The sequence below is a fragment of the Myxococcus guangdongensis genome (assembly GCF_024198255.1).
In the GTDB taxonomy this organism is placed as follows: Bacteria; Myxococcota; Myxococcia; order Myxococcales; family Myxococcaceae; genus Myxococcus; species Myxococcus guangdongensis.
In genome coordinates this window covers 152,480-178,940 of sequence record NZ_JAJVKW010000006.1, presented here as the reverse complement: position 1 = coordinate 178,940, position 26,461 = coordinate 152,480, and the positions used below count along the sequence as shown (strand labels likewise).

Here is a 26,461-nt window from a genome sequence, read left to right as displayed (position 1 = left end):
CGCGCATCCTCCGTCAGAGGATGATGTGTGTGATGGGCGTCCAGACGGGCTGGAGGTCCCGGGTCACGCCCTGGGCCTCGGGCACCTCCAGCACTTCGGTGTGCACGAGGTAGGCGCCTCCCTGGGGACGCTTTCCGACGAGCACGTACGTGTAACGGCCCGCGGGCAGCGCGTCGTAGACGACTTCGGCAGAGGACGGCTTCGGCGGGCCGGGCACGCCCTGCTCGCGCATGAGCCGCTCGAAGCGTGAATAGGTGCGCACCTGCGGAACGGTCCCCGGGATGAGCACGGCTGCGTGAGGAGCGACATCCTCGGGGGTGACACCCGTGAAGCGGGGCATGCGCAGACGCAGCGAGGAGCGCCCCTCCCGCTCCTGGAGTTGGAGCACCCGCTGCTCCTCGGGCGCCAGCGTCACCCTGCGGGGGACATAGCGGCCAGAGCGCCTCTCCGACCAGACGCTCCCCAGGGAGTCGTGCACGGAGAGGACCTTGAAGGCGTACTCCCCGGGCTCCAGCCCAGCCACATCGAAGGTGCCGTCCCGGACCTGCACGCTGGTGGGCGAGTGGCCCGGGTGGTCCCCCAGGGGAAATACTCGCAACACCACGTTCGCGGGCCGCCCCTCACGGTCCTTCACGGTGCCCGTCACTCGCGCACCCGAGGAGAGGCGCAGCTCCAGCGGCTCCTCGCTCACGCGCAGCGAGCTTCGCAGGGGTAGACAGCCGGAGCGCGAGACGTCCAAGCGCAGCGAGCCGGCCTCCACTGGAGCGAGCGCGAAGGCACCTGTCGCGTCCGTCTTCGCGCTCGCCAGCTCGGGCGCCGCGATGCCCTCGGAGCCGGCCTGCGTGTGCCGGACGGCGACCTTCGCGCCCTCGATGGGAGCGGAGGTCCTCGTGTCCAGCACCCGCCCTCGTATGCGAAGCCCTGCGTCGAGGACGAGGTCACCCAGGTCCACGTCCTGACCGGGCTCGACTGGCACCTCGCGGACGGTGCGCAGCAGGTCCGGCGCTTCGAGCGTCAGCCAGGTCATGCCCGGTTGCTGGAGGGGGAGCCGGAAGGCCCCGTCGTCGTGCTCGATGGGCTCGTCGTTGATGCTGAAGCGGGTGATGGGCGAGCCGTCCGAGCGCCGGAGCCGTCCCCGGATGCTGCCCTGATAGCGCATCACCAGCGTCACGTCCGTCGCACCCGCCACGACGGTGCGCTGGGAGTCCTCGCCGTCGTGCTCACGCTGCACGTAGCCAGGCTTCTCGACGGAGAGGAGGCATGTTCCTGGTAACAGGTGGTGGACCGTGAAGCGCCCCGAGTCATCCGTGCGCGCGGACGAAGCCGACACCCGCGGGCCGCGCTCTCGCTCGTACAGTTCGGCGTGGGCTTCCGGGTCCGACCGGGCCGACACCTCGGCGTGAGCCACGGGGCGGTTGGCTTCGTCCACCACGGTGCCGGACACGGAGCGACCGGTGTCCATCCGCAAGGTCACCGTCGTCGGCTCCGAGGGACGGACATCAATGACACGCGACACCCGATGCGGCGCGCCCGTGTCGAAGACCGCCGCGAGTTTGTATCGGCCAGGCAGCACGGTGTGCAGTTGGAAGCGCCCCTGTTCATCGCTCTTGCTCTCGGCGACATGGGTCTGGATGCCATCGGCGAACAGGAAGAGATTCACGTCCGGGAGTGCGATTCCCGTGGCGCTGACCACGGTGCCCTCCACCTGCCCACCGGCGCGCAGGACGAGCCGGAGGTCCTTGGCTGGCGCCGAGACGTCCACGCGCGTGACGACGAAGCCCTCCGCCGAGGCGACGAGGAAGTGCGACCCCGCCTGGGCCACCTCGAGGACGAAGCGGCCCGCGTCGTCGACCTCCATCTCGAACCGGTCGGAGGCGTAGTCTCCGAACCACTGCGTCACTCCCCCCACCTGTTCCACGGGGTCCAACTCACCGGTGGGTCGGGCGACAGCCTTCATCAGTCGGGGGGGTGTCATCGCGACCACCGTGGCCGCCGTCACTGGCTGGTCGTCCTCGTCGAGGATGATGCCCTCCAGGAGGACAGCGGAGGCTGGGTGCTGCTGGGCGCCCTCGAGAGGTTCCTCGGACGCGCCAAGGGTCGACGGCGCTTCGTCCGGCGGTGTCGCGGTGAGCTCCCGCACCGGGAGCATCGCCGCCTGCGTCGTCGAGCGCTCATTCGAGACGAGCGCCACGCACACGACAAGGACGCCGAGGATGATCGCCACCACGAATGACCTGAGCATGCGCCCTCCCGTGGCGACGACGCTATCAGGCTCGAACATGACGCTGAACCCATGTGCACTTGGGACTTGGCGTCGAACGCAGTTTCAAGACGAGCGCTTCGGCCCCGGGGGCTTGCGCTCGATGCCCAACTCCAGAAGCGCCTGCTCGAACCGAGGCTCCCAGTTCGAATGATGATGCAACCGGTCCTTCGCCTCACGCCGGACCTTGAGGTCATTCGCGCTCTCCACCCCGCCTCCCAGCACCCTGCCACTGAAGACACTGTGCCCATAAACATACGTCGCATTCCCTGTGTCGGAGAATTCGACCACCGAGTACTCGCTGAACCGCAAACAGAAGGCGCTCACGTCACCTTTCGCCAAGCGCCTCGCCCTCCTGAACGCGGCTTGCTGCTCCAGGGGGAGCGTTCTGACGCTCCTCTGCAACGCGTCGTAGGTATCCGGCGCCAGCCAGCAGGTCGTCGATTGGATGACGCCCAGGTAGCGCAACCAAAAGGCATGCCGGTCCCGTTCGTTCATCGCTTTCTCGAAGAAGAACTCGAGGTCCTGCTGGATGAGCGCCGACAAGAACGCATCGAACGCCTGCTTCGAGCACTTGCGAACGGCGCTCCACGCCTCCGTCAGGGTGGACAGTCGCGGGTCCCCGAAGACGCTGTCCCTCGCGACGAGCCGCTCCTCGACGCGGGCCTGCACGTCCTTGCCGACGCGCCCTCGCGCACGACACTCCAGCAGTGTCGCGACGACGGCGACGCGCGCCTCCACCGGAGCGCCCAGGACACTCCCTCCGCCACTCACGCCCGGCAGCCACGCCCGCCCCTCCTGAGAATCAACCAGGAACAGCAGGGACTCCGACACGTCCTCGCGAGCGACGCACTGTCGCAACAGGTGCTCCGCGACGACATGTCCCGCGTAGCCAATCGAGGGGCGCAGTCCCGCCTGCCCTAGCAGCGACACCACCTCCCGCAGCGGATGGGCTCCCCAACCCGCCGCGACGCTTCTCGGCCCCTCTGGCTCGAGCGCAAGCTCAATGGGCACCGGAAGACGCCACCGCAGCGAAGGCAAGTCCTTCGGACAGCGCCGGGTCAACCCCGTCCATTCTCGCAGGTGCATGGAATCCGCATCCGCCAGACACCAGTCGCGAAGCCGTTGCCTCACGAGCCGAGACCAACCGTCTGGAAACTGCTCCAGGAACTCCGCCATGCGCACGGGCTGGACCTTCCGCCAGAACGAAGGCACGACGCGTCGTTCACGCGGGCTCAACTCCGAGTAGCGCCTGCCATTCATCTTCTCGAGCAACCCGTCTACATCGAGCGAAGCGACCATCCGCTGGACGCGTCCTGGCTCCCTTTCATCCATGCGCCGCTGCGATTCGTCCAGGCTGGACTGAAGCTGTTGCAGCCCGCGCTCCACCTGCTGCTGGAACGTGCCGAGCCCGGCGAGCGCGGTGCGCTGCCGCTCCTGCACCTTCGTCAGCCATGCGTCCAGGTCCATGGAGCCTCCTACAGGCGCAGGTCGCCACGCACGCGAATGACGAGACGTCGGTTCTCGGCATCACCGCCATCGGCGCCCGGACGTGGCGCCGTCTGCCCTCGTCCCGAGACGACGAAGTTCGAATCGAAGCAGTCCCGATCCTCGCCAGCGTCGCGGAGTTGCTTGCGCACGGTGAAGAACACCTCCTGGGCACGCGCGGCACTGGCCCTGACATTGTTCTCGAAGCTGTGCTGGACCACCCCGTCCCGAACCCCGCACTCCGAACTCGTCCCCAGGAAGGGACGGTCATCGGTGTGTCCTTCCAGGATGATGGAAGGCTCCGCGCCCGCGTCCCGCATGGCGTTCACCGCTTCGCAGACTCGATGGATGAGGGGGCCCGCCCCCCGCTCGAACTGCTCGACATAGGCGGGCGGGGTCCGGCATTGACCGAGTTCGAACTGCATGTTCTTGAATTCAATCTCCAAGGCATTCACACCACCATCCAGTTCGCTGAGCGCGATGAAGCCCCCACCCAGCTCGGCATCCAACACCTGCAAGCTCGAGTGCAACGCGTAGAGCGACTCCTCGACGCCCTCCTTCTGCGAATCCACCTTCTCGATGGCGGCCTCCTTGTCCCGGATGGCTGCCTCGCGCTGCTGATGCGCTTCCAAGATGAAGATGACCGCCAACAGCAGGAACACCACCGCGACGCCCGCCATCAGGTCTGCCAGTGACTTCTCGCTCCCATCCCCCGAGGCACTCATGGTCGCCGCACCTGCGTCGTCAGCGCCTTGCTGAGCGCCTGGACCGTCTCGTTGAGCGCATCGACGCCCTGAGCAAGCTCTCCCGATGACATCGTCACCACGCTCTGCATGTCCTGCATCACCTTGCTCCACTGACCGCTCAGGGTCTGCGCCTGGGCCTTGACGGACTCCTCGTAGCGACTCGCCAACCCATCGAGCACCGGCTGGACACGCTCGAACGCCTGCCGTTGTGCGCTGAGCAGCCCCTCTTCCACCCTGGCCACCTCGCGGCGGCTCTGGGAGACCTGCATGAACTCCTTGGCGGTCTCCCCGAGCTGACGCGTCACCTGCTCCATCTGCGCCGCGGCCCCTCGCGCCTTATCTTGCGTATCCCCTGCTCCCCGAGTCGCGGAGACGAGTTGAGCCGCGGTGTTGCGCAGTTGCTCCGTGAGTTGGCGAAGGCCGTCCTGGGTGGTTCCCATGACCTTCGCGAACGCCTCGGAGCGACTCTGGAAGTTGCTCATGTCCACGTTGGCGGCCGAGCGGAGCATCTCCACCTGTCGGGCCAGGAAGTCCGCCTGTTCCCCGGTCTGCTGCTGGAGGTGCTGAGCCGACTGCGAGGTCGAGTCCACGAGCCTCTGCGTGCTCGCGTCCATCCCCTTGAGCACCTGCTCGAACCTCTCCACGACGGACTCCACGCTGCGCTCCAGTTGGCCGAGCATCTGCTGGTTCTCCACCCCCAGTTGCTGCGACGACTCCTTGGAGGCGGCGAGGACTCCCGCGGTGGCACTCACCAACCCATCCCGGACACGGTCGAAGCTGTCGACGACAGTGGCGACACGTTCACTGAGGACCTGGATGGAACGCTGGTTCTCCGCGCCCCACTGCTCCGCCTGCGTCCCCATCACCCGGGCCATGGCCTCGAACTGCTGCTCGAGCCGGGGCAGCACCCCCATCAGTTGTTCCATCTGCCGAGCCATGTCCTGCGACTGGGAATGGAAGCCACCCGACACGGAGTCCCGAAGTTGCTCGAGGATGCGCCCCAGCTCGTGCTCCTGTCGACCGGCGAGCGACTGCTGGATGGCCCCCAAGCTGTCGCGAACCGTGGACAGCTCGGTCTGGAGCGTTTGCGCGAACCCCGAGGCGATGGAGCGTTGCAGGTCCGCGGCAATCTCCCGCACGGCCTTCTCCACCGCGGAGAGCTGCCGCGTGATGACGTCGCCGACCTGCTCCTTCATCATCGAGCCGAAGGTCGACAGCACATGGGTTCCGATGTCCTGGAGCGTCACCTCGACGTTCTCCAATCGGGCGAGTCGCTCGGAGAGCTCACGGCGGGTCTGGACCAGCTCATCCTTCAACGTGCCCAGCGCATCCCCCCTCGCCGTCGCGAGCAGGATGTCTTGGGCCTCGAGCGTCCGGGTGGCGGACTCGAACCGGGACCGCATGGCATCCAGCCGTGCCAGCAACCGGCTCTCGATGACGGACGCGACGGATTGGAACAAGAACGAGCCCAGCAATCCCATCGCCGAGACGAAAAACTTCGCGCCCATCTGCCCGATGGCTGAAGAGAGCAGCTCCGCCTGCGACGCCCCTGCCGCGCGGCCCCCCATCAAGGCCTCCCTGACAGGCCCCACCAGCACCATTCCCAACAGGCCGAAAGTCATGACCAGGGAGATGCCCGTCAGGCTCTTTCCCAGCGCGTGCCCCCAGGAGTGTCGGAACAGCGCCCGACACGTCTCACGCAACCCCTGGGACGGCTCAGCCCGGATGAGGGCAGGCAGCGGAACGGGCTGCCGCCCAGGAGGAAAGACGAGCAGCTCACGAATGGCTCGCCACAGCGCTTTCGCCTCCTCTTGCGGCCCTGGCTCCGGTCGCCGTCCCTCGAGGACCTCCTCCAGATGCGCATCCAACAGCCCGATGGCGCGCCGCAGCTTGTGCCTCCGGAACAACACCAGGGCCAGGGCCAACAGTGCGAACCCCGTGATGCTCCCCACGGCATACCGCAGCGCCTCGTCGCGCCAGAGCGAAGTGATTGTCTCCATGTGTCAGCCCTCCCCCTCTTCGCGAGCCCCTTGGAAGACCCCCGTGTACTGCTGGGCGTCTTCGTCCGTGGGCGACAGGAAATCGCGCGCGATGGCGCGCTTGCGTTCAACCAACTCATGGAGCCGCAAATCGAAGCCCGCATCGGGTCTGCCCCGTCGATGGAGCAACGGGTAGTAGACGTGGACGGGGCGCACCTGGCCGATGCGATGGGCACGGTCCGTCGCCTGGTCCTCCTTCGCCGGATTCCACCAGCGCCCGTAGTGGATGACGTGGTTCGCCGCGGTGATGTTGAGCCCGGCGCCCGCCGCCAAGGGGCTCAGAATCAAGACCTGGAACCCCTTCGCCCGGGAGAAGACCTCGATGTTGTCGAGCGCCGCCTTCCGGCTCGCCGGTTCACCGTTGAGGATGTCGACACGTCCCAGACGGAACCGCTCCGAGATGAGCTGCGCCAACAGGTCCTGCATCGCGCGGGAGAGGACGAACACCAGGGCCTTCTGCGCTCCCTCGCCGCTGCCCTGGCTTTCAATCTCCGACAGCAACTCCAGACACAGCCGCGTCTTCGGGCTCTCCCGCAGCGCGGTTGCGGAGGACAGTCCGCGAGCATCCGTCAGCAGCGCGGGATGCTGGTAGAGCTTCTGGAGCGCGGCGAGCGCCCAGAGCGAGCCTTCCGAGACCATCTTCCTCGCGATGAGCCGCTCGTGGGACTCCTGCGCCTCCGTCATCTCGACCAACCTGCGATGGGGGCTCTTCGGCGGGAGTTCCTTCAGCGCCTCTGCCTTCTCCCTCCGCAGGAGGGTGCAACCCTCGGAGGGGTAGCCCAACCTTTGGCGCAATGTCTGGACCGCTTGCTCCCCCTGATGCGCCTCCCGGAACGCCGCGCGCGTGCCGAAGACCCGGGGTTGTCGACACTGAAGCGCGTCGTAGAGGGCCCACACATCCAGCAACTCGTTCTCCACCGGAGTGCCCGTCAGGCCGACCGCGAACGAGCGCTTCAACGCCCGGGCGGCACGCGAGCGCAGCGTGTCCGGATTCTTGAGATTGTGCGCCTCGTCGAACACGACGACGTCGAAGTCCACCTTCAGCAACGAACGCTGATGAGCCCCCAGCGTCTCGTAGTTGGTGAGCACCAGGTCCTGTCGCGCCAGGAAGGCGCCGTTGAGCTCCCCCTCGCGTTTGACGGCCTCGAGCCCGGGCCCGTGGAGGATGAACGGCGCCCACGTGGACTCGATGAAGAAGCGCGCCAGCTCCTGCCGCCAGTTCTCCAGCAGGATGGTCGGGCATACGACGAGCTGGGGCTTCAGCCATGCTCCAGGACGGAGCTGCGCCTGGAGCGCCATGCGCCGCAGCGTGAGGAAGCAGGCGACCTGGAGCGTCTTGCCCAGCCCCATGTCATCCGCCAGCAAGACACCGGGCGTCGCCTCTCGCGCGCGGCGCCACAGCCACTCGATGCCCTGTCGCTGATGGAGCTTGAGTTCGACGCCCGTCACCATCACGGAGCGCAGCGACTCCCAGGGCACGGGGTCGGCGTCGCCAGCCAACGCCCCCCGCGTGGCGGAGGCGCCCAGCTCCTTCACCTTCACGGCCTCGATAGGCTTTCTGCCCCGAGAGGCATGCGCCGGAGCATCACTGGCATCAGGCGTCGTCGCGGGCTCCGGTGCCGACAGTTGGAGCGCCATCACCAACTGACGTCGCAGACTCTCACTCGGGAGGAGGCGGGTCCCCGCCACCACGAGTGGCGCGGAGTCGCCTCGAGCCAACGCGGCCTCATTGGCCACGTGGAGCTCCATCGCGAGCGTTCGTGAATCCAAACGCAACGGCGCGGCCTCGCGCCCCTCCGGCGAATCGACCTGGAGCGTGAGCGAGAAGTCGCCCTCCTTGTCGTCGGGGTCGAACCACTCCAGTCCCGATCCCTCGATGCCCACCGTGGGGTCGCGACCTCGAAGGACCTCGAAGCCCAGCACGCGCTCCGAGTACTTCGAGAGGTCGACGATGCCGTCCGCGTTCAGACCCTCGGGGATGATGACCGTGGGGTCCTCCAGCTCTCGTTGGACATCCACTGCGAGCCGGCGCTGGAGAGGCCGGACGTTCTCCAGGATGCGCTCAGCGCCTTCAGGAAGGACCAGGGGCCTCCGGGCGTCATCACCCGCGATGCCTCCGGGCTGGAGGCTCGCGAGCGGCAACGCGGATTGAGTCCCATCCGGATGGACCGCATAGGGGTGCAACGAGACGATCTCCGTCGCCTCCGGGTCCTGCTCCCAGCGCAATCCAACGCGGGCGACGGGCTGCGGTTGGAAACGACCCAAGTAGCCCCGAGCGGTGTACCGAACCCGGTCCGGCAAGCGCCGCGCCACCTCTTCCAGGACACCGCGAACGCGCATCACCCGCGCGAGCTGTTCCTTGCGGGGCGCATGGGTCGCAAGTCGGGCCTCCACGCACGCCCACGCTGCGGAGGGGCCCAACAGGACGACCTCGCCTGTGTCGGACGAAACGAACCAGGGGATGGGTTGGGGCGGGTCAGGGAGGAGCAGACCCGAAACCCGAACCCGATACCGGGCTCCGGCGCCGCCCGGGACTCCCACCACCTCACAATCGAGGTCCTGCTGCTCGAGCCCGACCAGGTCCAGCAGGAGGTGCTGGAGCACGGCCCATTCCTCGTGCAGCGACTCGCGCTCCTCGTCGTCACCTGCCCCTTCCACGGGTCGCCCCAGGGCGGCCCATTCGCCCTGGGAGAAGACGAGCTGGTCTCCATCGAGCCAGCCGCGCGCCTGCCACTCGGCCTTGCGCAGACTGACTCGGAACGCGAGTTCCGGAGCCAACTCCAGCAGGGAGATGCACAACTGCCCCGTGTCGATGGACCAACGCGCGGGTAGGTCGTGGCGAACGGACGTTCGTGCCTCGGGAGGTGACATCGGAAGGCCCCCGCAAGCGGATGTGCTTGCACACGTGAATCAGAAACAGGCCTTCGCCAGGCTCGCACTACCACCTGAGGGTGATAGGCACTCGGTGGGAAACCTGGCATCCTCTTGGCGCGCATCTCACGGTGTCGTGACTCACCCAGTGAGTTCATGAATCGATGACGCGCCGACCCGAAGCAACGCATCCCTGACGAAACAGACGGCTTTCACGTTGAGCCGGACATCGTGACATGTCGCATCAAATATTTGACGACACGTCGTCCAAGGCAGTGCATCGGCTCGGCCTCTTGACGACTGATTACATGTGCAATTGAATGCCGCGCTCCAGTCTCGCTCGGCCCTCGGTCACCGTGAGACTGGAGTTCACGCAGCACTCATCAGGAGCAGACCATGCAGATCAAGACCAAGGTTCGCGGTGGTCCCCGTACCTGTGGTGGTGGCGTCATCATCATCGCCGGCCCCGGCCCCTACAACCCCAACAATCCCTACGAGCTGGAGCCGTAGCCTGACTCGCCCCTGATTCGGGCGAGGACTCGGGTCGCCAGTGGGAGGTTCTTCCCGCTGGCGATTCGTCGTTTCCGCCACCCGTGCCGGGATTGAGTTTCGAAGGGCTCCTGTCCCAGACTCGTCGCGCGCAATGTCTTGCGCTCCCGATGACAGGAAAGGGCCTCCACGGATGCGAAACGCTCTCACGCGGTTGCAGCGAGTCGTCTTGTCCAGCGCGGTGGTGACGTTCTGCGGGACGGGTTGTGGCGCCAGTGACATCTCCTCCGCCCCCGAGACGCTGGGAACGAGCGTCCAGGCCCTCGCTGGCCCCAAACAGGTGGCGGCGGGAGAGCGGCACTCACTTCGCCTGGGGATTTCCGGCACCGTCTGGGGCTCGGGCCACAATGGGGCCGGACAGCTCGGGGACGGCACCCAGCTCGATCGCCACACGCCCGTCGCCGTCTCCGGACTCTCCAACATCACGAGCATCTCCGCGGGCTCGTACCACTCCCTCGCGTTGCGCTCCGACAGCGTGGTCCTGGCGTGGGGCATGAACATCCACCGGCAGGTTCGCGACGATGGCAGCGACATCCACACCGCGCCCGTCGCCGTCTTCGCCCCGGCGAAGGACATCGCCGGGGGTGCCCTCCATTCCGCGGCCGTGCGCACCGACGGCACCGTCTGGACGTGGGGCGACACTCGCCCCGTGACCCAGGTGGGCGGGCTCACCCAGGTCGTGAACGTGACGGCGGGAGAGGGCTTCACGCATGCCCTGCGCGCCGACGGAACCGTCTGGCACATCTCCACCAGCGCTCCCACGGTGGCGACCCAGCGCCCCGGGCTCACCCAGGTGTCCGCCATCGCCTCCGGGCGCTGGCTGTCAGCGGCCCTGCGCGCCGACGGAACCGTCTGGAAATGGCAGGGAGACCATCCCACCAGCCCCCTCACCCAGGTTCCTGGCGTGACTCAAGCGACGTCCATCGCGGTGGGCGAGAGTGGCCATGTCATCGCTGTCCTCGCCGACGGCTCTGTCTGGGGTTGGGGTGGTAATGACTGCGGCCAGCTCGGCGATGGCTCCACCCTCAACCGCATCACCCCCGTCCAGGCCGTGGGCCCCAGCTTCATCGTCTCCGTCGCGGCGGGCTGGCGCCACACCCTCGCCCGGGCCGCGGATGGACGGCATTGGGCCTGGGGCTGCAATGACTGGGGGCAGTTGGGCGATGGGACCCATGACAACGCGCGCTATGTCCCCATCCTGCTCCCCGCGCACTGAACCGCGCCGACGCGTCACCCGGCCCAACCCGCCCACGTCCGAGACATCCCCAGGTATCCGCGCACCCACCCAGATTTCACACAATGTGAACACAGGCATTCACTAGGATTGCACCGCCACATCAAGACATTTCCCATGGTGCCATCATGACGACTGCCTGGATTCCCCGCGCCGCCCTGCTCTGCTCGTGTCTCCTGCTCCTCGGAGGCTGTTCACCCGAAAGGGACACTCCCTCCGAGGCGCCACTGGGTGAGACGACCCAAGCGCTGACGAACAGCATCAGCACCTACACGAACCCGTCATTGACGCCCGTGCTCTCCTCCGCGGGAGGACGACAGACCGTGTGGGACCCGGCCGGGCTGCACACCGTCTGGACGCACGCGGGAATCGTGTACTACGCCACCTCGCGGGATGGCGCCATCTGGACCCCGCCGATGGCCGTGGACTCGAACGCGGCGCTCGCGCCGTCCATCACCCTGTATGGCAATGGCAACGTGGGCATCGTGTACCTCCGCGCCGGCGCCGGTGGCCCCGGGAATCACCACGTCTACTACCGCTCCCGGAGCCGGACCGGCGTCTGGAGCGCGCCGTTCAAGGTGACGTCCGACTACACGAGTGAATACGTGCAGAGCACCTCCATCGACGGCCTGGGCGACCTCGTCTACCTGGCCTGGTCCAGCAAGAACTACATCAACTATCTGAGCTTCCCGGGAGCTCAGGCCAGTCCCCTGGCGACGAGCTACACCATCAACCTCTCGATGATGTGCTCCAGCTACACGCTCTCCCATCCCGCCATCGCGGTCGCGCTCAACGACGTCGGCGCCCTGCCCAACCCCATCATCCGCATCGCCTGGTATCAGTACGGCAAGCCCTACTTCCCGACAGGCTGCACCAGCGGGTACTCGTTCGGCTGGAAGCTGGCGCAGAAGCCGGAGGACCAGAACGACTACTGGCCCGTCATCGCGTCCACCGCCGGAGAAATCCTCAGCACCACGACCACCACGCCCGTCTCCCTGTCCCTCACCGCCAACAAGACCACCGGGGACTACTACCTCGCCACGAGCGAAGTCGTCGATGGCGTCGGCTCGACGTGGCTCGGGTTCGAGAATGCAAGGAACCCCTCGGACACCTGGCGATGGGTCTCGCTGCTGCCCCGCGCGTCCCTGGTCGACGTCGCCGCGGAGTTCACGTCCTGCGGCCCGCAGTTCCGCGTCGCCCACTCGGACGTCACGGTGAGCGCCGACGGATACAGTCCCTCGTTCTCCCGGACGGGCACGTGGGAGGGCGCCGCGACGACGCCCACCTGGATTGACTCCCACGCCCTGATGTCCGCGCAGGGACGCGTCGGCGACGCGGTCATCTGGCAGACGCCCGTCGACGCCGCCAACGTGCGCGATGTCTCCGCGGTGTTCGAGGGCCGGGCGGCTTCGCCCTTCTTCAGCCTCATGAGCTTCCACGACACCAAGCCCAATCCGAACTGCGGCCCCCCCTCCTGCACGGCCTGCCACGCGATGGGCGTCGCGCCATCCAAGGCCCTGCCGTCTCGCGCGTGCCCGCGAAGCCAACCCTGAGCGCACCTCGACGCGGGAGGCCCCTTGCCCCGGGCCTCCCGCCCCTGCTCAGGACTGCGTCCGCTCAAGGCATGGAGGTCGCGGCCACGCAGATGTTGACCGAGGCAGCGCGGACGCCGCCGAACGGATCACTCGCCGTCAGGGTGAGGAGGCAGTTGTTGCAGGGCGCAACGGGCAGCGCCGTGGGCTTGAAATCCGAAACCAGGGCGGTGGGCGCGGAGAAGGTTCCCTGGCAGCTCGCCGTCCACCGATAGGTGACCGGGCCTCCGTCCGCGTCGACCACACTGGCGCGCAGGAAAGCGGACTGTCCCAACAACACCCGGGCCTCGTTGACCTGCACGCTGACGACCGGCGCCGCGTTGAAGGACACCTGGATGGAGGCCTGTCCCCGGGCTTGCCCCGGGGGCGCGATGGTGATGGTGAAGCGCACGGCGACCTCCGCGCCGCGTTGGTCCCTCACGAGCAACGTGATGTACCCGGTCCCCAAGGAGGATTTCGCCCTCCACGTGGGATTGGGAATGCTGGTGCTGCTCAGCTCGCCCCCCATGGTGGTCCAGTAGTACGTGAGGGTGTCGCCGGGGTCGTGCGCCGTCACGCCCAACTGAATCACCCCGCCCGGCTCCACCACGGTGGACGACACCGTCACCGAGTCGATGACCGGCACCTCGTTGGTGGGCGTCTGCGGCGTGACCATGTCCTGGAGGGTGATGGCGATCATCACCGTCTGACCCGCGAGGATGGTGACGCCCAGGGCCCGGCCCTCGTAGAGGAGCGCGTCGTCAGCACCGAAGGCGCTGACCTTGAAGGTCCGCTGGGTGCCGGAGGGGATGTCCTGGAGGGTTCCTCCCCAGACGCCGTCGGTCTTCACCAGCGCCTGGGTGATGTCCGCGAAGTCCGCGCCGGAGACGACCACCTGGATGCGCGTCACCTCACTCTCCGACACGGCCGCCTGCTGACTCCCGATGACCAGCTCGGCCGCCCCGAAGGACGTGGCCTCCGGACCACAGCCGACGCCCCACGCCAACAACGAGACGAGGACAGACAGCGACTTCAGTGCACGCATGAGATGTTCCTTCTCGCGCGGGGCGGAGATTCGCCGGACATGCCACGAGGGGGGACACAGCGTGTCCCAACACAAAGACAGACAAAATGGGACAACATTGACCCCACCCTCGCCGGGTCGGCCCGACACCGACACCACCGCGTGTCACGGTTCAGTTTCTTTGCAGACTCGCTGTGGATATGCACCCACGCCGCATCGATTCGAGGGTCGGCAATGGCTCACGCGGACCTACAGTGTAGATTCGAGTCGAACCCACATCGCCCTTCTTCGCCATTCCCCCCGAGCCCCCATGACGACTGAGATTCGACGCAAGGCCCGCCAGAAGCTGGTGCTGGACCACTTCCGCGACGAGGTGCGGCAGCAGTGGGACGACGTCCTATCGACGTTCCCTCACCCCCACTACGAGCTCGTGTCCACGATGACGGTGCACGACGGAGGCTCCGCGGTGCGCGAGTACTACCGGAACACCCGCGTCGCGTTCCCGGACCAGCACCACGAGCTCATCTCGCTGCGGCACAGCGACGACGCGGTCATCGTCGAGTTCTGGCTGATGGGGACCCACCTGGGCCCCCTGGGGAACATCCCGCCCACGGGCAGCCGCTTCCGCGTGCGCATGACGGGGTTCTTCATCTTCGACGCGTCGGAGACCCTGGTCTGTGAGCGCGTCTATTTCGACACGCTCAGCATGCTCAAGCAGCTCTTGGGAGGACTGGACATGCGCGCGCCCAAGAACTGGCTGCTCGCCGTGCGCTGCTTCAAGGGTCTGTTGTCCATGACCAGCGGCGAGCCCCCGGCGGTGCTCACCCAGACAACACCTCCGGTGCTGGACGACTGAGGGCGCACGCCGTCCTGGACGATATGCTCGCCTCCATGCGCGGACATCTCCGACTCGCTGGCGCCCTCCTCCTCACCCTGGTGGCGCCGGCGTGTCGAACCGGCCATCCCCTCACCGCCGGGTCCTCGTGCACCCCCCTCGAACAGCCCGCCGAGCGAATCACCGTGGCGGAGGCACTGGTTCCAGGCGAGCTGCACGAGGTCTTCGACCTCTCGGACGCCCCCGCGTGGTGGAAGCCCGCTCCCGAGGACGAGGAGCGACAACGCTATCGCGAGGCCTTGCGCGCTCGCCTCGGTGAAGCCGGACTCACGCAGAAGGCCCTCTTGGAGCGCTCCCGCGTGCTCTTCTCGGCCCAGGAGGACTCGAGCCGGCGCGAGGCGGAGAACAGCGCGCGCGTGCTCGAGGGGAGCGTCGGGACCGTCGGCCCCAGCTCCTGCCTGGAGTGGCGGCTCTTCCAGCGGCAAGCCCAGCGCTTCCCCATGTTGGAGCACCCCACCGAGTTCCATGCGTACGTCCTGCGCGCAGACGGACGGCTGCGCGTGTACCTCTCCGGCGCGGACCGCGTGGGCGCGAAGCTCCGCTCGGAGGTGACGGACCGGGTGAGGAGCGACGTCGCGCGGGGCTTCACGCTCGTGGCCCACGTCCACAATCACAACTTCATGTTCGACCGGAAACCGGGAGACCGCCTGTGGACGACGCCCGCGACGGTGGACGACGTGGGAGGCGGCGTTGCGCCCAGCCTCACGGATGTCCAGGCCTATCGGCGTCTGCGCGAGTCGCTGGGCTTGAAGGGCGCGTGGGTGACCAATGGCCTGGAGTCAGGTCGATTCACCGCGGAGGACTTCGACCGGCTGTCCGCATGGGAATAGGTGCGCCATCGACCCTCCCACGGTCCACTACACGCGAGGCCCCAGGTCGGCTACGAAGCAGGGCTCCTCGCGGACTCGAAGGGACACGACATGGACCTCATCGGACAGCTCTCACAGCAGCTCGGAGTCGATGGCACGCAGGCGCAGGGCCTCGCGGGCGGCCTGCTGAAGCTGGTGCAAGGCACGGTGAAGGAGAAGCTCGGCGCGGACACCGCGAACCAGCTGGGCCAGGCCATCCCGGAGATGGACACGTGGCAGAAGGCCGCGCCTCCCGCCGAGCCGGAGGGTGGCGGGCTCATGGGCGCGCTCGGCGGGCTCATGGGTGGCCAGGGTGGTGGCGCGGGAGGGCTGCTGGGCGCGCTGGGTGGCGCGGCGACGCAGGGCGCGGAGGTGGCCGCCGTCGTCTCGTTGCTCGGCCGCTTCAACCTGGACGCGAGCAAGGCCACGCTCGTGGCGCCGCTGCTGCTCGACTTCCTCAAGTCGCGATTGGACCCAGCGCTCGTCAACAAGGTCCTCTCGGTGCTCCCCCTGCTCACCGGCGGTGGTTCCTCTGGCGGCGGTCTGGGAGGTCTGGGCGGGCTGTTCGGCGGGCGCTGAGGTCGTCCGCCAGCGCCGCCACGGAGGCAAGCTGGGCACGCACCGTGGATTCCAGCGGCGCTGAGACCCGGGGTCCGGGTGGGCTCGCGCGTGCAATCGCCCGCGCGAAGCACCGTAGGACAGCACTCGCCCCCCGAGGTCCCCCGTGTCCGCGCTGCTCGAAGATGTCCGCTTCGCCCTCCGGCTCTTGCTCAAGAGCCGGGGATTCACGCTCGTCTCGGTCCTGACGCTGGCCCTGGCCATCGGGGCGAACACCGCCCTCTTCAGCGTGGTCAACGGCGTCCTGTTGCGGCCCTTGCCGTTCCCCGAGCCCGACCGGCTGATGCAGGTGGTGCGCGTCAACAAGGACCATGGGCGCTCGGCCTCACAGTCCATCCCGGCCTACACGTGGATGACCGCGGAGGGTTCACCCTTCTCGCGTGTCTCCGCCCACGAGCAGTTGCTCTCGGGCTTCAGCGTCGTGGGTGACGGCCTGCCGGAGCGGCTATCGGGCGCCCGGGTGACCGGGAGCTTCTTCGAGACCTTCGGCGCGAGGCCCACGCTGGGGCGCGACTTCCTTCCGGAGGAGGACGTGGTGGGCGGCCCCCGCGTGGTCATCCTCAGTGAGGGACTGTGGCAGCGGCGCTTCGGTGGCGCACCGGACGTGGTGGGCCGCTCCATCGTCCTCAACGACGAACCCTACACGGTGGTGGGCGTGGCCCCCGCCACGTTCGCCCATCCCCGGGGCGCGCTCCTGTGGACGCCGCTCCAGCTCGACCTCACCGACCGGGCCGACGTCAACTACCTCTTCGTCACGGGAAGGCTGCGCCCGGGCATCACCCTCGACGGCGCGACGGCCATGCTGCGGACGCTGGGGGGACGCGTGCGCACGGAGAGCCCGGGCCTGCTCGACGAGGGCCAGGAGTACGTCCCGGTGGAGCTCAGGACGTACCTCGCGGGTGACCTGCGACTGGCGCTCTGGGTGTTGCTGGGCGCCGTGGGGCTGGTGTTGCTCATCGCGTGCGTGAACCTGGCCAACCTCCAGCTCGCGCGAGCGGCCTCGCGCAACCGCGAGTGGGTCGTGCGCGCGGCGCTGGGCGCGGCCCCCGGGCGGCTCGCGCGACAGATGCTCACCGAGAGCCTGCTGCTCTCCGTGTTGGGCGGAGGACTGGGGGTGCTGCTGGCCGCGGCGGCCCTGCCCGGGCTGCTCGCATTGGCACCGGACACCTCGCCCCTGCTGTCCCAAGACAGCTCCCAGGTGGGCATCGACGGCGCGGTGATGGGCTTCACGCTGGCCGCGTCACTGCTCACGGGCCTGCTGTTCGGCCTGCTGCCCGCGTGGCAGGCATCTCGCACGGACCTGGAGACCGCGCTGCGCCAAGGCGCCCAGCGAACGACGCTGGGCCCCACGGGCGGGCGCACGCGCGCGCTCCTCGTGGTGGGCCAGGTGGCGCTGGCGGTGATGTTGCTCGTGGGCGCGGCGCTGCTCATCCGGGGGTTCTTCGCGCTGCAGAACGTCCAGCCGGGCTTCGACCCGCACGGCGTCCACGTGCTCCGGATGTCGCTGCCCGAGGCGCGCTACGGCACGCCGCAGACCCTGGAGCGCTTCGAGGCGCAGGTGGAGGAGCGCGTGCGGGCGTTGCCCGGCGTGGAGGGGGTCGGCTTCACCGCCGCGCTGCCCATGGGCGCGGGCCCCAGCATGTCGTTCTCCATCGAGGGCAAGTACACGGGCGATGACAACGGCCCGGGCGCGGGCTGGGGGCAGTACCGTCCGGTGAACCCGGGCTACTTCGAGGCGCTGCGCATCGGCCTGGTGCGAGGACGGCTCCTGACGGCGTCGGACGTGGCGGGCTCGGAGCCGGTGGTGGTCATCAACGAGACGGCGGCGCGCCGGTTCTGGCAGGGCGAGGACCCCATGGGCCAGCGCATCCGGGTGGCGCATTCGGTGCCGGGCCTCCGGGACGAGGTCCCTCGCGTCGTGGTGGGCGTGGTGCGAGACGTGCGCGAGGATGGCCTGAACGACGAGCCCCCGCCCGTGATGTACCTGGCGCCGGGACAGATGTCGCAGGGCATCGCCGCCCTGCTCGTGCGGATGATTCCGCGCAACCTGCTGGTGCGCGCCCCGGGAGGCCACGCGGAGATCATCGCGGCCGTCCAGCGCGAGGTGTGGGCGGTGGACCCGCAGCAGCCGGTGATGGAGACGCTGAAGCTTGCGGACCACGTCGCGCGCTCCCTCGGCTCCGAGCGCTTCAACATGGTGCTGCTGGCGATGATGGCGGCGCTGGCGCTCCTGCTCGCCGCGGTGGGCATCTACGGGGTGTTGTCCTATCTGGTGAGTCAGCGCACGCGGGAGATGGGGGTGCGCCTGGCGCTGGGCGCCACGCGGGGCGAGGTGGTGCGACTGGTGCTCCGGCAGGGCATGGGTTCGGTGGCCGGCGGCGTGGTGCTGGGGTGCGCGGGCGCGCTGGCGCTGACGCGGCTGGTGTCTGGCTTCGTCCACGGCGTCAGCGCCCTGGACCCGCTGTCGTTCATCGCCGCGCCGCTGGTGCTGCTGACGGTGGGACTGGTGGCGACGTGGCTCCCGGCGCTGCGGGCCTCGCGGGTGGACCCCATCATCGCGCTCAAGTACGACTGACACCTGCAGCCAATTCGAATTCACCCTGTTTGTCCAGACGTCAAATCCGACCTGGACAGGGTCGTTCCATCCTGGAGTCGGGTTTCATCGACAGACGGGTTGCTCTGGTATCAGCGTCACATGACGACACGGGGTCGTCATGAGTCCTGATGACAAGGAGCACCCATGAGGCTTTCGACATTCAAGACCGTGGTCGCCGTGGCGGTCCTCGCGGTGACGACGTTGGCGTGCCAGGGTGGAGACGATGCGGGTGGACCCGACACCGCCGCGCAGGGTCGGGAGGAGAGCGGGCTGCGCATCACGGCCCTGACGGTGAATCACCTGGCGCCGGGCAACCACCTGCGGCTGGACGCGCTGGAGCAGCAGGACGTCATCCGGTTCGACGCCTCCGAGGGAGCCATCGACTACTCACGCATCGCGCTCGCGGCGGGTGGACAGCAGGTCTCCATGGACCGCTGGCTCCAGGACGTCGCGCGGCAGCGTGGTGTCGAGGCCCAGTCCCTGGGGCAGGGCGTGATGGACGTCAAGCTGACCTCCGAGGGGGCCTTCCTCGAGCACATCCAGGGCGTCTCGGCGCAGGGCGTGTGCCAGACCTGCTGCACGATGGGCAGTTGCTGCAAGGTCCTGTCGGAGTGCACCTACAATCCCGTCACGGAGCAGTACACGTGCATCTGCAGCTTCTGGGGTTGCTGCGAAGACGACCCGATGGAGCCGATCTGAGCTGAGCCGCACCGCCGCCGGCCTGTTGCTGGCGGCGGTGCACCCGGCGCTCACAGGGGCGTGCTGGGAATCGTGCCGGCGCGATGCTGCTTGAGCATGGTCGTGATGGGCCCGTGCAGGGCCAACGGCGTGGAGGGATTGAACATCAGCGAGGGCAGGTAGAGCCGGTAGGTGCCTCCGTCCTTCCAGTTCGCGGAGGCCCACACCTTGTCGCAGCGGATGGAAGCGAGGATGAGGCTCGAATCGAGCTCCTCGACGGCCACTTCATAGGCATCCAGGGGCCAGGCCACCTTCCGTAGCGCGGCCGCGGACAGGAAGGGGTAGTACTTCTGGATGAGCGCCACCTCCCGCTGCTGCTGACGACGGGTGTCGAAGCCCTCCCGCAGGAAGCAGACGAAGAGATAGGTCCGGGTGACGGTGGCGTCGTTGGGGAAGATGGTGGCGCCGGGGATGCGGGTCGCGAAGCAATGCGCGGACTCGGGGAAGATGTCTCCCGACATGGGAAACTCCTCCTCGTCCAGGGTGACGCCCTTGGCGGCGCTGGTGCGGTACTGGATGTTCCAGGGCGAGTCATCCGCGTAGCCGAGCTTCCGGACCGGGAAGCCTTTCTTGAAGACATTCAAGCAGTCCAGCGGACCTGGGAGGTTGAGCCCCCGGAACGCGAGCACGTTGAGCGGCGTCATGCGGTAGGTGACGTCCTGGCTGGCGAAGCCCCTCTCGAAGGGGAGGAGGGGGTTCCAGACGAAGTTCACCGTGCAGGTGTTGCAGACATAGAGATTGGCGCCGGAAACGAAGATGGGGTCCGCGCCGAGACAGGTGAGGTCATTGGACCTGCAGACGAGCCGGGGGCACTCCGGCTTGAAGGCCACCTGCTTCTGGGCCACCTCGAAGCGGACCACCTGCTGCTGGGGCGTCATCGCCCCCAACTGGGGCGCGGAGTTGCTCCGCGTCAGCCTGGGAGGCGCCGACTGACGGTTGACGTCCTCGTTGAGGAGCTTGTCGCAGAACTTGCACTGCGTGGCTCGCGTCTCCGACATGAACGACTTCATGCAGCCAAAGCACTTGTAGAACGGCATGTCGCCTCCGCGCGCCGGCAACGCAATTCCCGGACCAGCGGCTCGTGAGTCTCGGAGGATGCGTCCCCCGCCGAGGCGTGCGTCCTCGGGAGAATCGGGTGCGTCGTGTCTGGACGCAGGGGCCGGGGCCCCGACGCGCTCCCTCATTGCCGATGGCAACGCCATCGCCTTCTTCGAGTCTGCGTGACGCGTCACAACCCGGCGACCTCGTGGACCCATCTGCCGCCCCCTCCCTCGCGGCAGAGGCCTCGGAATGTGCCGCAGGGAGCAAGTGCCCACCTCTTGCGCCACGAACAGTGATGGCGGGCCACGAGGTCCCGGTGCACCCTCCCCTTCATGAGGCCCCGTGCCCATCGATTCGGGCTCGCGTTGGATTAGGCTGACGTCGTTCCACCTACCCGACGAGGCTCCTCATGAAGCAGTCTCTTGTTGTGACGGCGGTGTTGTTCGGCTTCTCCCTGCTGGGCTGTGGCGGTCCGGTCTCCGAGCCCGAGGCAGTGTCCGAGAGCAGCCAGGACTCGACGCTCTCCCAGTTGGCGTGCTCGGGCTATCCCGCGTGTGGCTCGCTCGTGAACAAGCGTTGCTTCAACGAGGGTGAGGTGCAGACCTGCTGCGATGGCGACACCACCGGCGAGCTGTACTGCGTGTATTCCAACGGCCGGCTCATCTTCGCGTACTGACGCCCCCCGGTCCTCGCCACGGCGCTCGTCTCCCGCCGTGGCGCCTGGACCACCGCGTCACGCGTGAAGCCTTGCAATACCGCCAGTGCCCCCCGAAATGGGCGGATGCCCAAAGACAATGCAGTCTCCTCGGTGTCCTGGCGTTCCGTCGTCGCAAGCGCGCTCCTGTCCGTCACCGCCGTGCTGGGGGGTGTCCCCTGGACGGCCCACGCGGAAGAGGCCTCCCCGGTGGAGGCGAGCACCCCGGAGGCGCGCTACCCGGTGGTGTACCTGCTGCACAGTGGCGGTGGGCTGAACTCCTCGCAGTGGGTCGAATCCGGCGGGGCGCGGGCCACCACGGAGAACCAGCCGGTCATCACCATCATGCCGGAGGGAGGCAAGGCGGGCTGGTACACCCACTGGCTCCTCCCGCGCGGCGTGAATCAAGCGTGGGAGGAGTTCCATCTGAACCAGCTGATTCCGTGGGTGGACCAGAACCTGCGGACGCTCGCGTACAAGCAGGGCCGGGCGATTGCCGGCCCGTCGATGGCGGGCTTCGGCGCCATCAGCTGCGCGGCCCGGCGACCGGACCTGTTCGCGTACGTGGCCAGCTTCTCCGGTGCGTTGGACCTGGGGAACGCGGCCATCCGCACCGTCGTCACCGAGGAGTCGGCGCGCTGGCTCAACAACGCGAACGGGGCCTTCGGCTCGCCCTTCTGGCCCTTCGACCCGGCATGGCACATCAACAACCCGCTGGAGCGCGCCGCGGGGCTGAGGACGGTGGCGGTGGCGCTCTACGCGGGCTCGGGCACGTGGGATGGAGACCTGCTCGAGCGCGTCCCCGCCGCGGCCACGGCGCGCTTGCACCAGACGCTCGACAGCGCGGGGATTGCGCACCACTACGAGATGTATGGCCGCCCGAAGCCCGCGGAGAATCCGTTCGGCTGCGACGGCGGCCACAACCTCCCATGCTGGAGCTACACGTTCTCCGACGTGCTGCCGCGGATGTTGTCGGTGCTCGACGGGCCCTGAGCCTCGGTCGGCGCCGAGCGCGGGTGTTGCTCGACGAGGTCCAGGGCGACGTCCAGCGTCCCACCGACGGCGCGGTTGACCCAGCGGACCATTCCATACGTGCCGGCGAGGGCGGTGTCCTGGAGCGACTGCAGGACGCCCACGGGGGCCTCGAGTGAGGGGATGAGCCGCAGCACCTGGAACGGCCTCGCGGCGGTCGAGCGGTGGATGCGCTCCACCGCCGTGGCGCCGTGCTCCACCGCGTCCCGGACCAGGTCCTTCACTCCCCGCAGGCGATTCATGAGGCCTCCAACATGAGTGACTCGCGCAGCCGCGCGTAGACCGACGCGTGGTGCGCGAGCGTGACGTGGTCGATGCCCGGGACCACCTGGACGTTCTCCGGAGGGAACAACGGGCTCGAATCACCCGGGCCGGTGCGCCCGGAGGCGCTCGCCATGGAGACGACGCCATCGCCGAACAGGGCGGAGACCCACGCGCCCTCCTGCCCGAGCGCCCCGACGATGAGGTGATGGGCGATGCCCTGGGGAGGACGCAGGGGCGCGCACGGCGCGGAGGTGTCCTCCCAATCCTGTCGACGCAGCCGAGCGACGCCCAGGTCCTTCACCCCGCTGCTGCGCAGGTCGACGACGTCGGCGACGAGGCGGGTGTAGGAATTGGGCACGGCGCGGAGCACCTGGGCGACGACGGTGCCCATGCGCTCCAGGGGGCTGCCGAAGTGGGGCACGCCGATGGAGTAGGAGCGCCGCACGAGGGAGAGCCAGGGCAGGCACGCCTCGGAGGCCAGGTGGCAGGCGCTGCGCAGGACGAGGCCGCCCATGCTGTAGCCGACGAGGACGAGCTCGGTGATGGGGACGGGGAACTCGGCGACCAGGCGTTGCAGCAGGTGCGCGAGGGCCTCTCCGTTGTCGGAGATGTGCAGCCCGGTGTTGTAGCGGAGGTAGAGCGGCGTGAAGCCCGCGTCGCGCTCCAGGAGGGTGCCGTAGTCGGTGGTGGGCTCGGAGGGAAAGGCCCAGACGGCCTCGGTGACGGCGAGCCCATGGACCCACAGGACCACGCGCCCCGTGGAGCTCGGATGCGCGGCGCGCAAGGCCTCCCGCTCGACCGGGAGCGGGCGGCCCTCGTGGAAGAGCCCCATGGGGGTGGCCAGCGCGTTGCTCCGACGGTGGAGATAGTCCCCCAGCACGCCATTGAGCACGCCGAGCGCGACATCGACCTTGCCCACACGAGGCTTGGGCGGGGCTTCCGGAATCGTCATTCAGGACCTCCAGCCGACACGGTGACACGTCGCGTCATGAAAGTCGAATCACGGCCCGAACCTGGGCACTGGGCTCGCCGTGCATCGCTCGGCACACCTGGGCGCGGGGGAACACAGTCGTGCAGCTTTCTGCACCCTCCGAGGAACGTCTCCGCGTGGGAGCAGGTGGGGCACGCGGGATGCACCGGGGCCGCGGCCAATCCAGGCGTTCCTGGATTCGACCTCCGGCGGATTGTGATTGGCGCCGGGTCGTCCGGGCGCAACCGCGGTCCTCAAATCCTCGCACCTTCGCTCAGGTTGAAATGTCCCCACATCGACACCGTCATGTCGCCATTCCCCTCTTTCTGGCCTCGGCGTGGCTGGCCTTCAGCGGCTGCACCTCCGATACGGAGCAGGCGGATGACTGCGAAAGACGCCCCATGAGCTGCATCCCGGATGCGGGCCAGCCCGACGCGGGCCTCCCCGACGCGGGCCTCCCGGACACGGGTCCACCCGACGCGGGCCCTCCTCCCCCCGAGCCGCCCACGCTCATCGAAGCCACCCAATCCACCGTCAACACCGTGCCGGACGAGGCGGTCTCCTTCCGGGTCGTCGCCCGCGATGACAAGACACCCCGACTGCGCTTCACGTGGGCCGCCACCACGGGCACGCTCGGGACGCCCACACACTCGGACACCACCAGCGAGCTGACGTGGACCAGCCCCTCCTGCCTGCCGACGGGAACTCGCATCCAGGTCACCGCCACCGTGACGGATGGTGAGGACCTCTCCACCACCAAGACGTTCCTTCTGTCAGCCCGTCCGTGCACGGGCCCCAGGGTCTCCGCGGGCCACGCCCACTCGCTGGCCGTGCGCGAGGACGGCACCCTCTGGACCTGGGGCGACAACGGGCCCGGCGCGTTCGGCCATGGGACCGACGCCGAGCGCCACACCCCTGTCCAGGAAGCGGCGTTGACACAAATCATCGCGGTATCCGGGGGCCTCCGACACTCGCTGGCCTTGAGTGCAGACGGCACGGTCTGGAGCTGGGGCGCCAACTACTTCGGCGAGCTGGGCGATGGCACGAACACCGGCCGCATCACCCCCGCGCGGATGAACGGGCTGCCACCGGTCATCGCCATCGCCGCGGGGAGCACCTACTCCGTCGCGCTCGGCGAGGACGGCACTGTCTGGACCTGGGGCAACAACAGCTTCGGCCAGCTCGGCGATGGGACGCACTCCCCCAGGAACTGGCCGTGGAAGGTCCAGGGGTTGCCTCGCATCACCAGCATCGCCGCCGGCGAGGGCTGGCAGACGCTGGCGGCAGGCGCGGACGGGAGCGTCTGGGCGTGGGGCAGCAATACCTCTGGCCAGCTCGGCGACGACTCGCTCGTCGACCGCTCCACGCCGGTCCGGCTCGCGGGGGTGGGCTCCGCCGTCGCGCTCTCCGGGGGCATGGGCTGGTCCATGGCCCTCCTCGTCGATGGCAGCGTCTGGTCCTGGGGAAGCAATCACAAGGGCGCCCTGGGCGACGGCGGAACGGACATCTTGCGAAGCAAGCCCGCGGCCATCCCCGGCTTGGGCGGCGTGACGGCCATCGACGCGGGCGCCTCGCACGGCCTGGCCATCCGGGACGACGGGACGGTCTGGGCGTGGGGTGACAATCACTCCGGTCAACTGGGCGATGGCACGGTGACGGCGCGCCCTTCGCCGATGCAGATCCCGGAGCTGACGGGCGCCCTCTCCATCTCCGCGAACAGCGACCATTCCCTCGCGTTCCTCCAGGGCGGCGGCGTCCGAGCATGGGGGCACAATGGAGAAGGCCGGCTCGGCGTGGGCCCGCCGCCGCGACGTCACACGCCGACCCAGGTCCCAGGGCTGACAGGCGTCAGCGCCGTGGCCACCCAGTCCCTCCATTCCGTGGCACTGCGTGAGGACGGCACGGTCTGGACCTGGGGAGAGAATCTGAACGGAGAGCTCGGTGATGGCAGCGACCAGCGGCGCCACACACCGGTGCAGGTCCTGGGGCTCTCCGACGTCGTCGCCATCGCGGCGGGGAGCCAGCACACGCTGGCCCTGCGTGGGGATGGCACCGTCTGGGCCTGGGGTTCCGACGTCTTCGGACAGCTCGGCAACGGACCGGCGTACGCCCGCCTCATTCCCATCCAGGTACAGGGGCTCGCCCGCGTCACCCGAATCGCCGCGGGAGAGAACCACTCGCTCGCCCTGGGCGACGACGGCACGGTCTGGACCTGGGGCGACAACTCCTCCGGTGAGCTCGGAGATGGAACGACCACCCATCGGCAGGCCCCTGTCGAGGTGCCGGGGTTGACGGAGGTGACCGCCCTCGCCGCGGGAGCAGACCACTCGCTCGCCCTGCGCAGCGATGGAACGGTCTGGGCCTGGGGTGGCAACCTGGTCGGCCAGCTCGGAGACGGAACGACCACCGGGCGCACCACCCCCATCCAGGTGCCAGGAATGACCAACGTCGCCTCGGTGACGGCGGGCAAGGAACACTCGCTCGCCACCCGGAGGGACGGCACCGCCTGGTCCTGGGGAAGGCCCGACCAGGGACGGCTGGGCATCGGGGGCTCCGGCAATGGAAGGACACCGGCGAGGATGGGCACGCTGACCAACCTCCGCGCGCTGGCGGGCGGAGGCATGCACTCGCTGATGCTCCACGACAACGGGGACCTCCAGGCCACGGGGGGAAACAGCCACGGCCAGCGCGGAGACACGGACCCCGGTGACGAATCTCGGGGGCGGCGAGTGTCCGGCATCTCCAACGTCACCCACGTCGCCGCAGCCAGTCGCCACTCATTGGCCCTCCGCGCGGATGGCACGGTCTGGACCTGGGGAGACAACGCCGTGGGGCAACTGGGTGATGGTGTCTCCGCCGACGCGCTCCATCCCCTGCAGGTGACGTTCACGCCAGGGAGTTTGTAGCCACCCAACCCCTGGGTCCGTCACCCGGTCGGTCCAACAGGTGTGAGGCAGCCCTCTCGTGGGTGGGCTGCCTCCAC

Annotated in this window: 19 protein-coding genes; 10 read left to right on the top strand and 9 right to left on the bottom strand. The window is 68.4% G+C overall.

Annotated features, from left to right (window positions below):
* Nucleotides 1-13 precede the first annotated feature (13 nt).
* The 5 genes from LXT21_RS20230 to LXT21_RS20210 form a co-directional block, all read right to left on the bottom strand.
* On the bottom strand, nt 14-2,242 hold the full coding sequence (locus LXT21_RS20230; RefSeq protein ID WP_254039781.1) for an MSCRAMM family protein: 2,229 nt from the start codon (nt 2,240-2,242) through the stop codon (nt 14-16).
* Nucleotides 2,243-2,326: 84 nt separating this feature from the next.
* A complete protein-coding gene (locus LXT21_RS20225) occupies nt 2,327-3,730 on the bottom strand; it encodes an EH signature domain-containing protein (protein WP_254039780.1) in 1,404 nt (467 codons plus the stop codon).
* Nucleotides 3,731-3,738: 8 nt separating this feature from the next.
* The gene (locus LXT21_RS20220; protein WP_254039779.1) at nt 3,739-4,428 is read right to left on the bottom strand and encodes a hypothetical protein; all 690 of its coding nucleotides are present in this window, start codon (nt 4,426-4,428) and stop codon (nt 3,739-3,741) included.
* Nucleotides 4,429-4,469: 41 nt separating this feature from the next.
* Complete coding sequence (locus LXT21_RS20215; protein WP_254039778.1) at nt 4,470-6,494, bottom strand: hypothetical protein; 2,025 nt, start codon at nt 6,492-6,494, stop codon at nt 4,470-4,472.
* A 3-nt stretch (nt 6,495-6,497) separates the two neighbouring features.
* On the bottom strand, nt 6,498-9,404 hold the full coding sequence (locus LXT21_RS20210; protein WP_254039777.1) for a DEAD/DEAH box helicase: 2,907 nt from the start codon (nt 9,402-9,404) through the stop codon (nt 6,498-6,500).
* Nucleotides 9,405-10,086: 682 nt separating this feature from the next.
* Between LXT21_RS20210 and LXT21_RS20205 the strand changes: the two genes are divergently transcribed.
* On the top strand, nt 10,087-11,169 hold the full coding sequence (locus LXT21_RS20205) for an RCC1 domain-containing protein (protein ID WP_254039776.1): 1,083 nt from the start codon (nt 10,087-10,089) through the stop codon (nt 11,167-11,169).
* Nucleotides 11,170-11,315: 146 nt separating this feature from the next.
* On the top strand, nt 11,316-12,740 hold the full coding sequence (locus LXT21_RS20200) for a hypothetical protein (RefSeq protein ID WP_254039775.1): 1,425 nt from the start codon (nt 11,316-11,318) through the stop codon (nt 12,738-12,740).
* A 64-nt stretch (nt 12,741-12,804) separates the two neighbouring features.
* Here the strand turns inward: LXT21_RS20200 and LXT21_RS20195 are convergent, their stop codons facing one another.
* Nucleotides 12,805-13,803, bottom strand: a complete 999-nt coding sequence (locus tag LXT21_RS20195; protein WP_254039774.1) for a hypothetical protein — start codon at nt 13,801-13,803, stop codon at nt 12,805-12,807.
* Nucleotides 13,804-14,092: 289 nt separating this feature from the next.
* Here LXT21_RS20195 and LXT21_RS20190 point away from each other — a divergent pair, with 289 nt between their 5' ends.
* The 5 genes from LXT21_RS20190 (at nt 14,093) to LXT21_RS20170 (ending at nt 19,438) form a co-directional block, all read left to right on the top strand.
* The gene (locus LXT21_RS20190; protein ID WP_254039773.1) at nt 14,093-14,638 is read left to right on the top strand and encodes an ester cyclase; all 546 of its coding nucleotides are present in this window, start codon (nt 14,093-14,095) and stop codon (nt 14,636-14,638) included.
* A 35-nt stretch (nt 14,639-14,673) separates the two neighbouring features.
* Nucleotides 14,674-15,507, top strand: coding sequence for a hypothetical protein (locus LXT21_RS20185; RefSeq protein ID WP_254039772.1), 834 nt, complete (start codon nt 14,674-14,676; stop codon nt 15,505-15,507).
* 90 nt (nt 15,508-15,597) lie between these two features.
* Complete coding sequence (locus LXT21_RS20180; protein WP_254039771.1) at nt 15,598-16,104, top strand: DUF2780 domain-containing protein; 507 nt, start codon at nt 15,598-15,600, stop codon at nt 16,102-16,104.
* Nucleotides 16,105-16,249: 145 nt separating this feature from the next.
* Complete coding sequence (locus LXT21_RS20175; RefSeq protein WP_254039770.1) at nt 16,250-18,718, top strand: ABC transporter permease; 2,469 nt, start codon at nt 16,250-16,252, stop codon at nt 18,716-18,718.
* Between the two features lie 165 nt (nt 18,719-18,883).
* Nucleotides 18,884-19,438, top strand: a complete 555-nt coding sequence (locus LXT21_RS20170; RefSeq protein WP_254039769.1) for a hypothetical protein — start codon at nt 18,884-18,886, stop codon at nt 19,436-19,438.
* A gap of 50 nt (nt 19,439-19,488) precedes the next feature.
* Here the strand turns inward: LXT21_RS20170 and LXT21_RS20165 are convergent, their stop codons facing one another.
* The gene (locus LXT21_RS20165; protein ID WP_254039768.1) at nt 19,489-20,514 is read right to left on the bottom strand and encodes a hypothetical protein; all 1,026 of its coding nucleotides are present in this window, start codon (nt 20,512-20,514) and stop codon (nt 19,489-19,491) included.
* Between the two features lie 413 nt (nt 20,515-20,927).
* On the opposite strand from LXT21_RS20165, the gene LXT21_RS20160 reads away from it, so the two are divergent.
* Both LXT21_RS20160 and LXT21_RS20155 read left to right on the top strand, forming a co-directional pair.
* On the top strand, nt 20,928-21,194 hold the full coding sequence (locus LXT21_RS20160; RefSeq protein WP_254039767.1) for a hypothetical protein: 267 nt from the start codon (nt 20,928-20,930) through the stop codon (nt 21,192-21,194).
* A gap of 132 nt (nt 21,195-21,326) precedes the next feature.
* Nucleotides 21,327-22,205, top strand: a complete 879-nt coding sequence (locus LXT21_RS20155; protein WP_254039766.1) for an alpha/beta hydrolase — start codon at nt 21,327-21,329, stop codon at nt 22,203-22,205.
* On the opposite strand, the gene LXT21_RS20150 is transcribed toward LXT21_RS20155, so the two are convergent.
* Nucleotides 22,151-22,486 carry a hypothetical protein gene (locus tag LXT21_RS20150; RefSeq protein ID WP_254039765.1) on the bottom strand — a complete coding sequence of 112 codons (336 nt, stop codon included), beginning with the start codon at nt 22,484-22,486 and terminating at the stop codon, nt 22,151-22,153. The two genes, LXT21_RS20155 and LXT21_RS20150, sit on opposite strands and share 55 nt — an antisense overlap.
* Nucleotides 22,483-23,460, bottom strand: coding sequence for an esterase/lipase family protein (locus LXT21_RS20145; protein WP_254039764.1), 978 nt, complete (start codon nt 23,458-23,460; stop codon nt 22,483-22,485). The genes LXT21_RS20150 and LXT21_RS20145 overlap by 4 nt, the downstream gene beginning before the upstream one ends.
* A 419-nt stretch (nt 23,461-23,879) precedes the next feature.
* Here LXT21_RS20145 and LXT21_RS20140 point away from each other — a divergent pair, with 419 nt between their 5' ends.
* Entirely contained in the window at nt 23,880-26,384 is a 2,505-nt protein-coding gene (locus tag LXT21_RS20140) for an RCC1 domain-containing protein (RefSeq protein WP_254039763.1), read from the top strand.
* Nucleotides 26,385-26,461 lie beyond the last annotated feature (77 nt).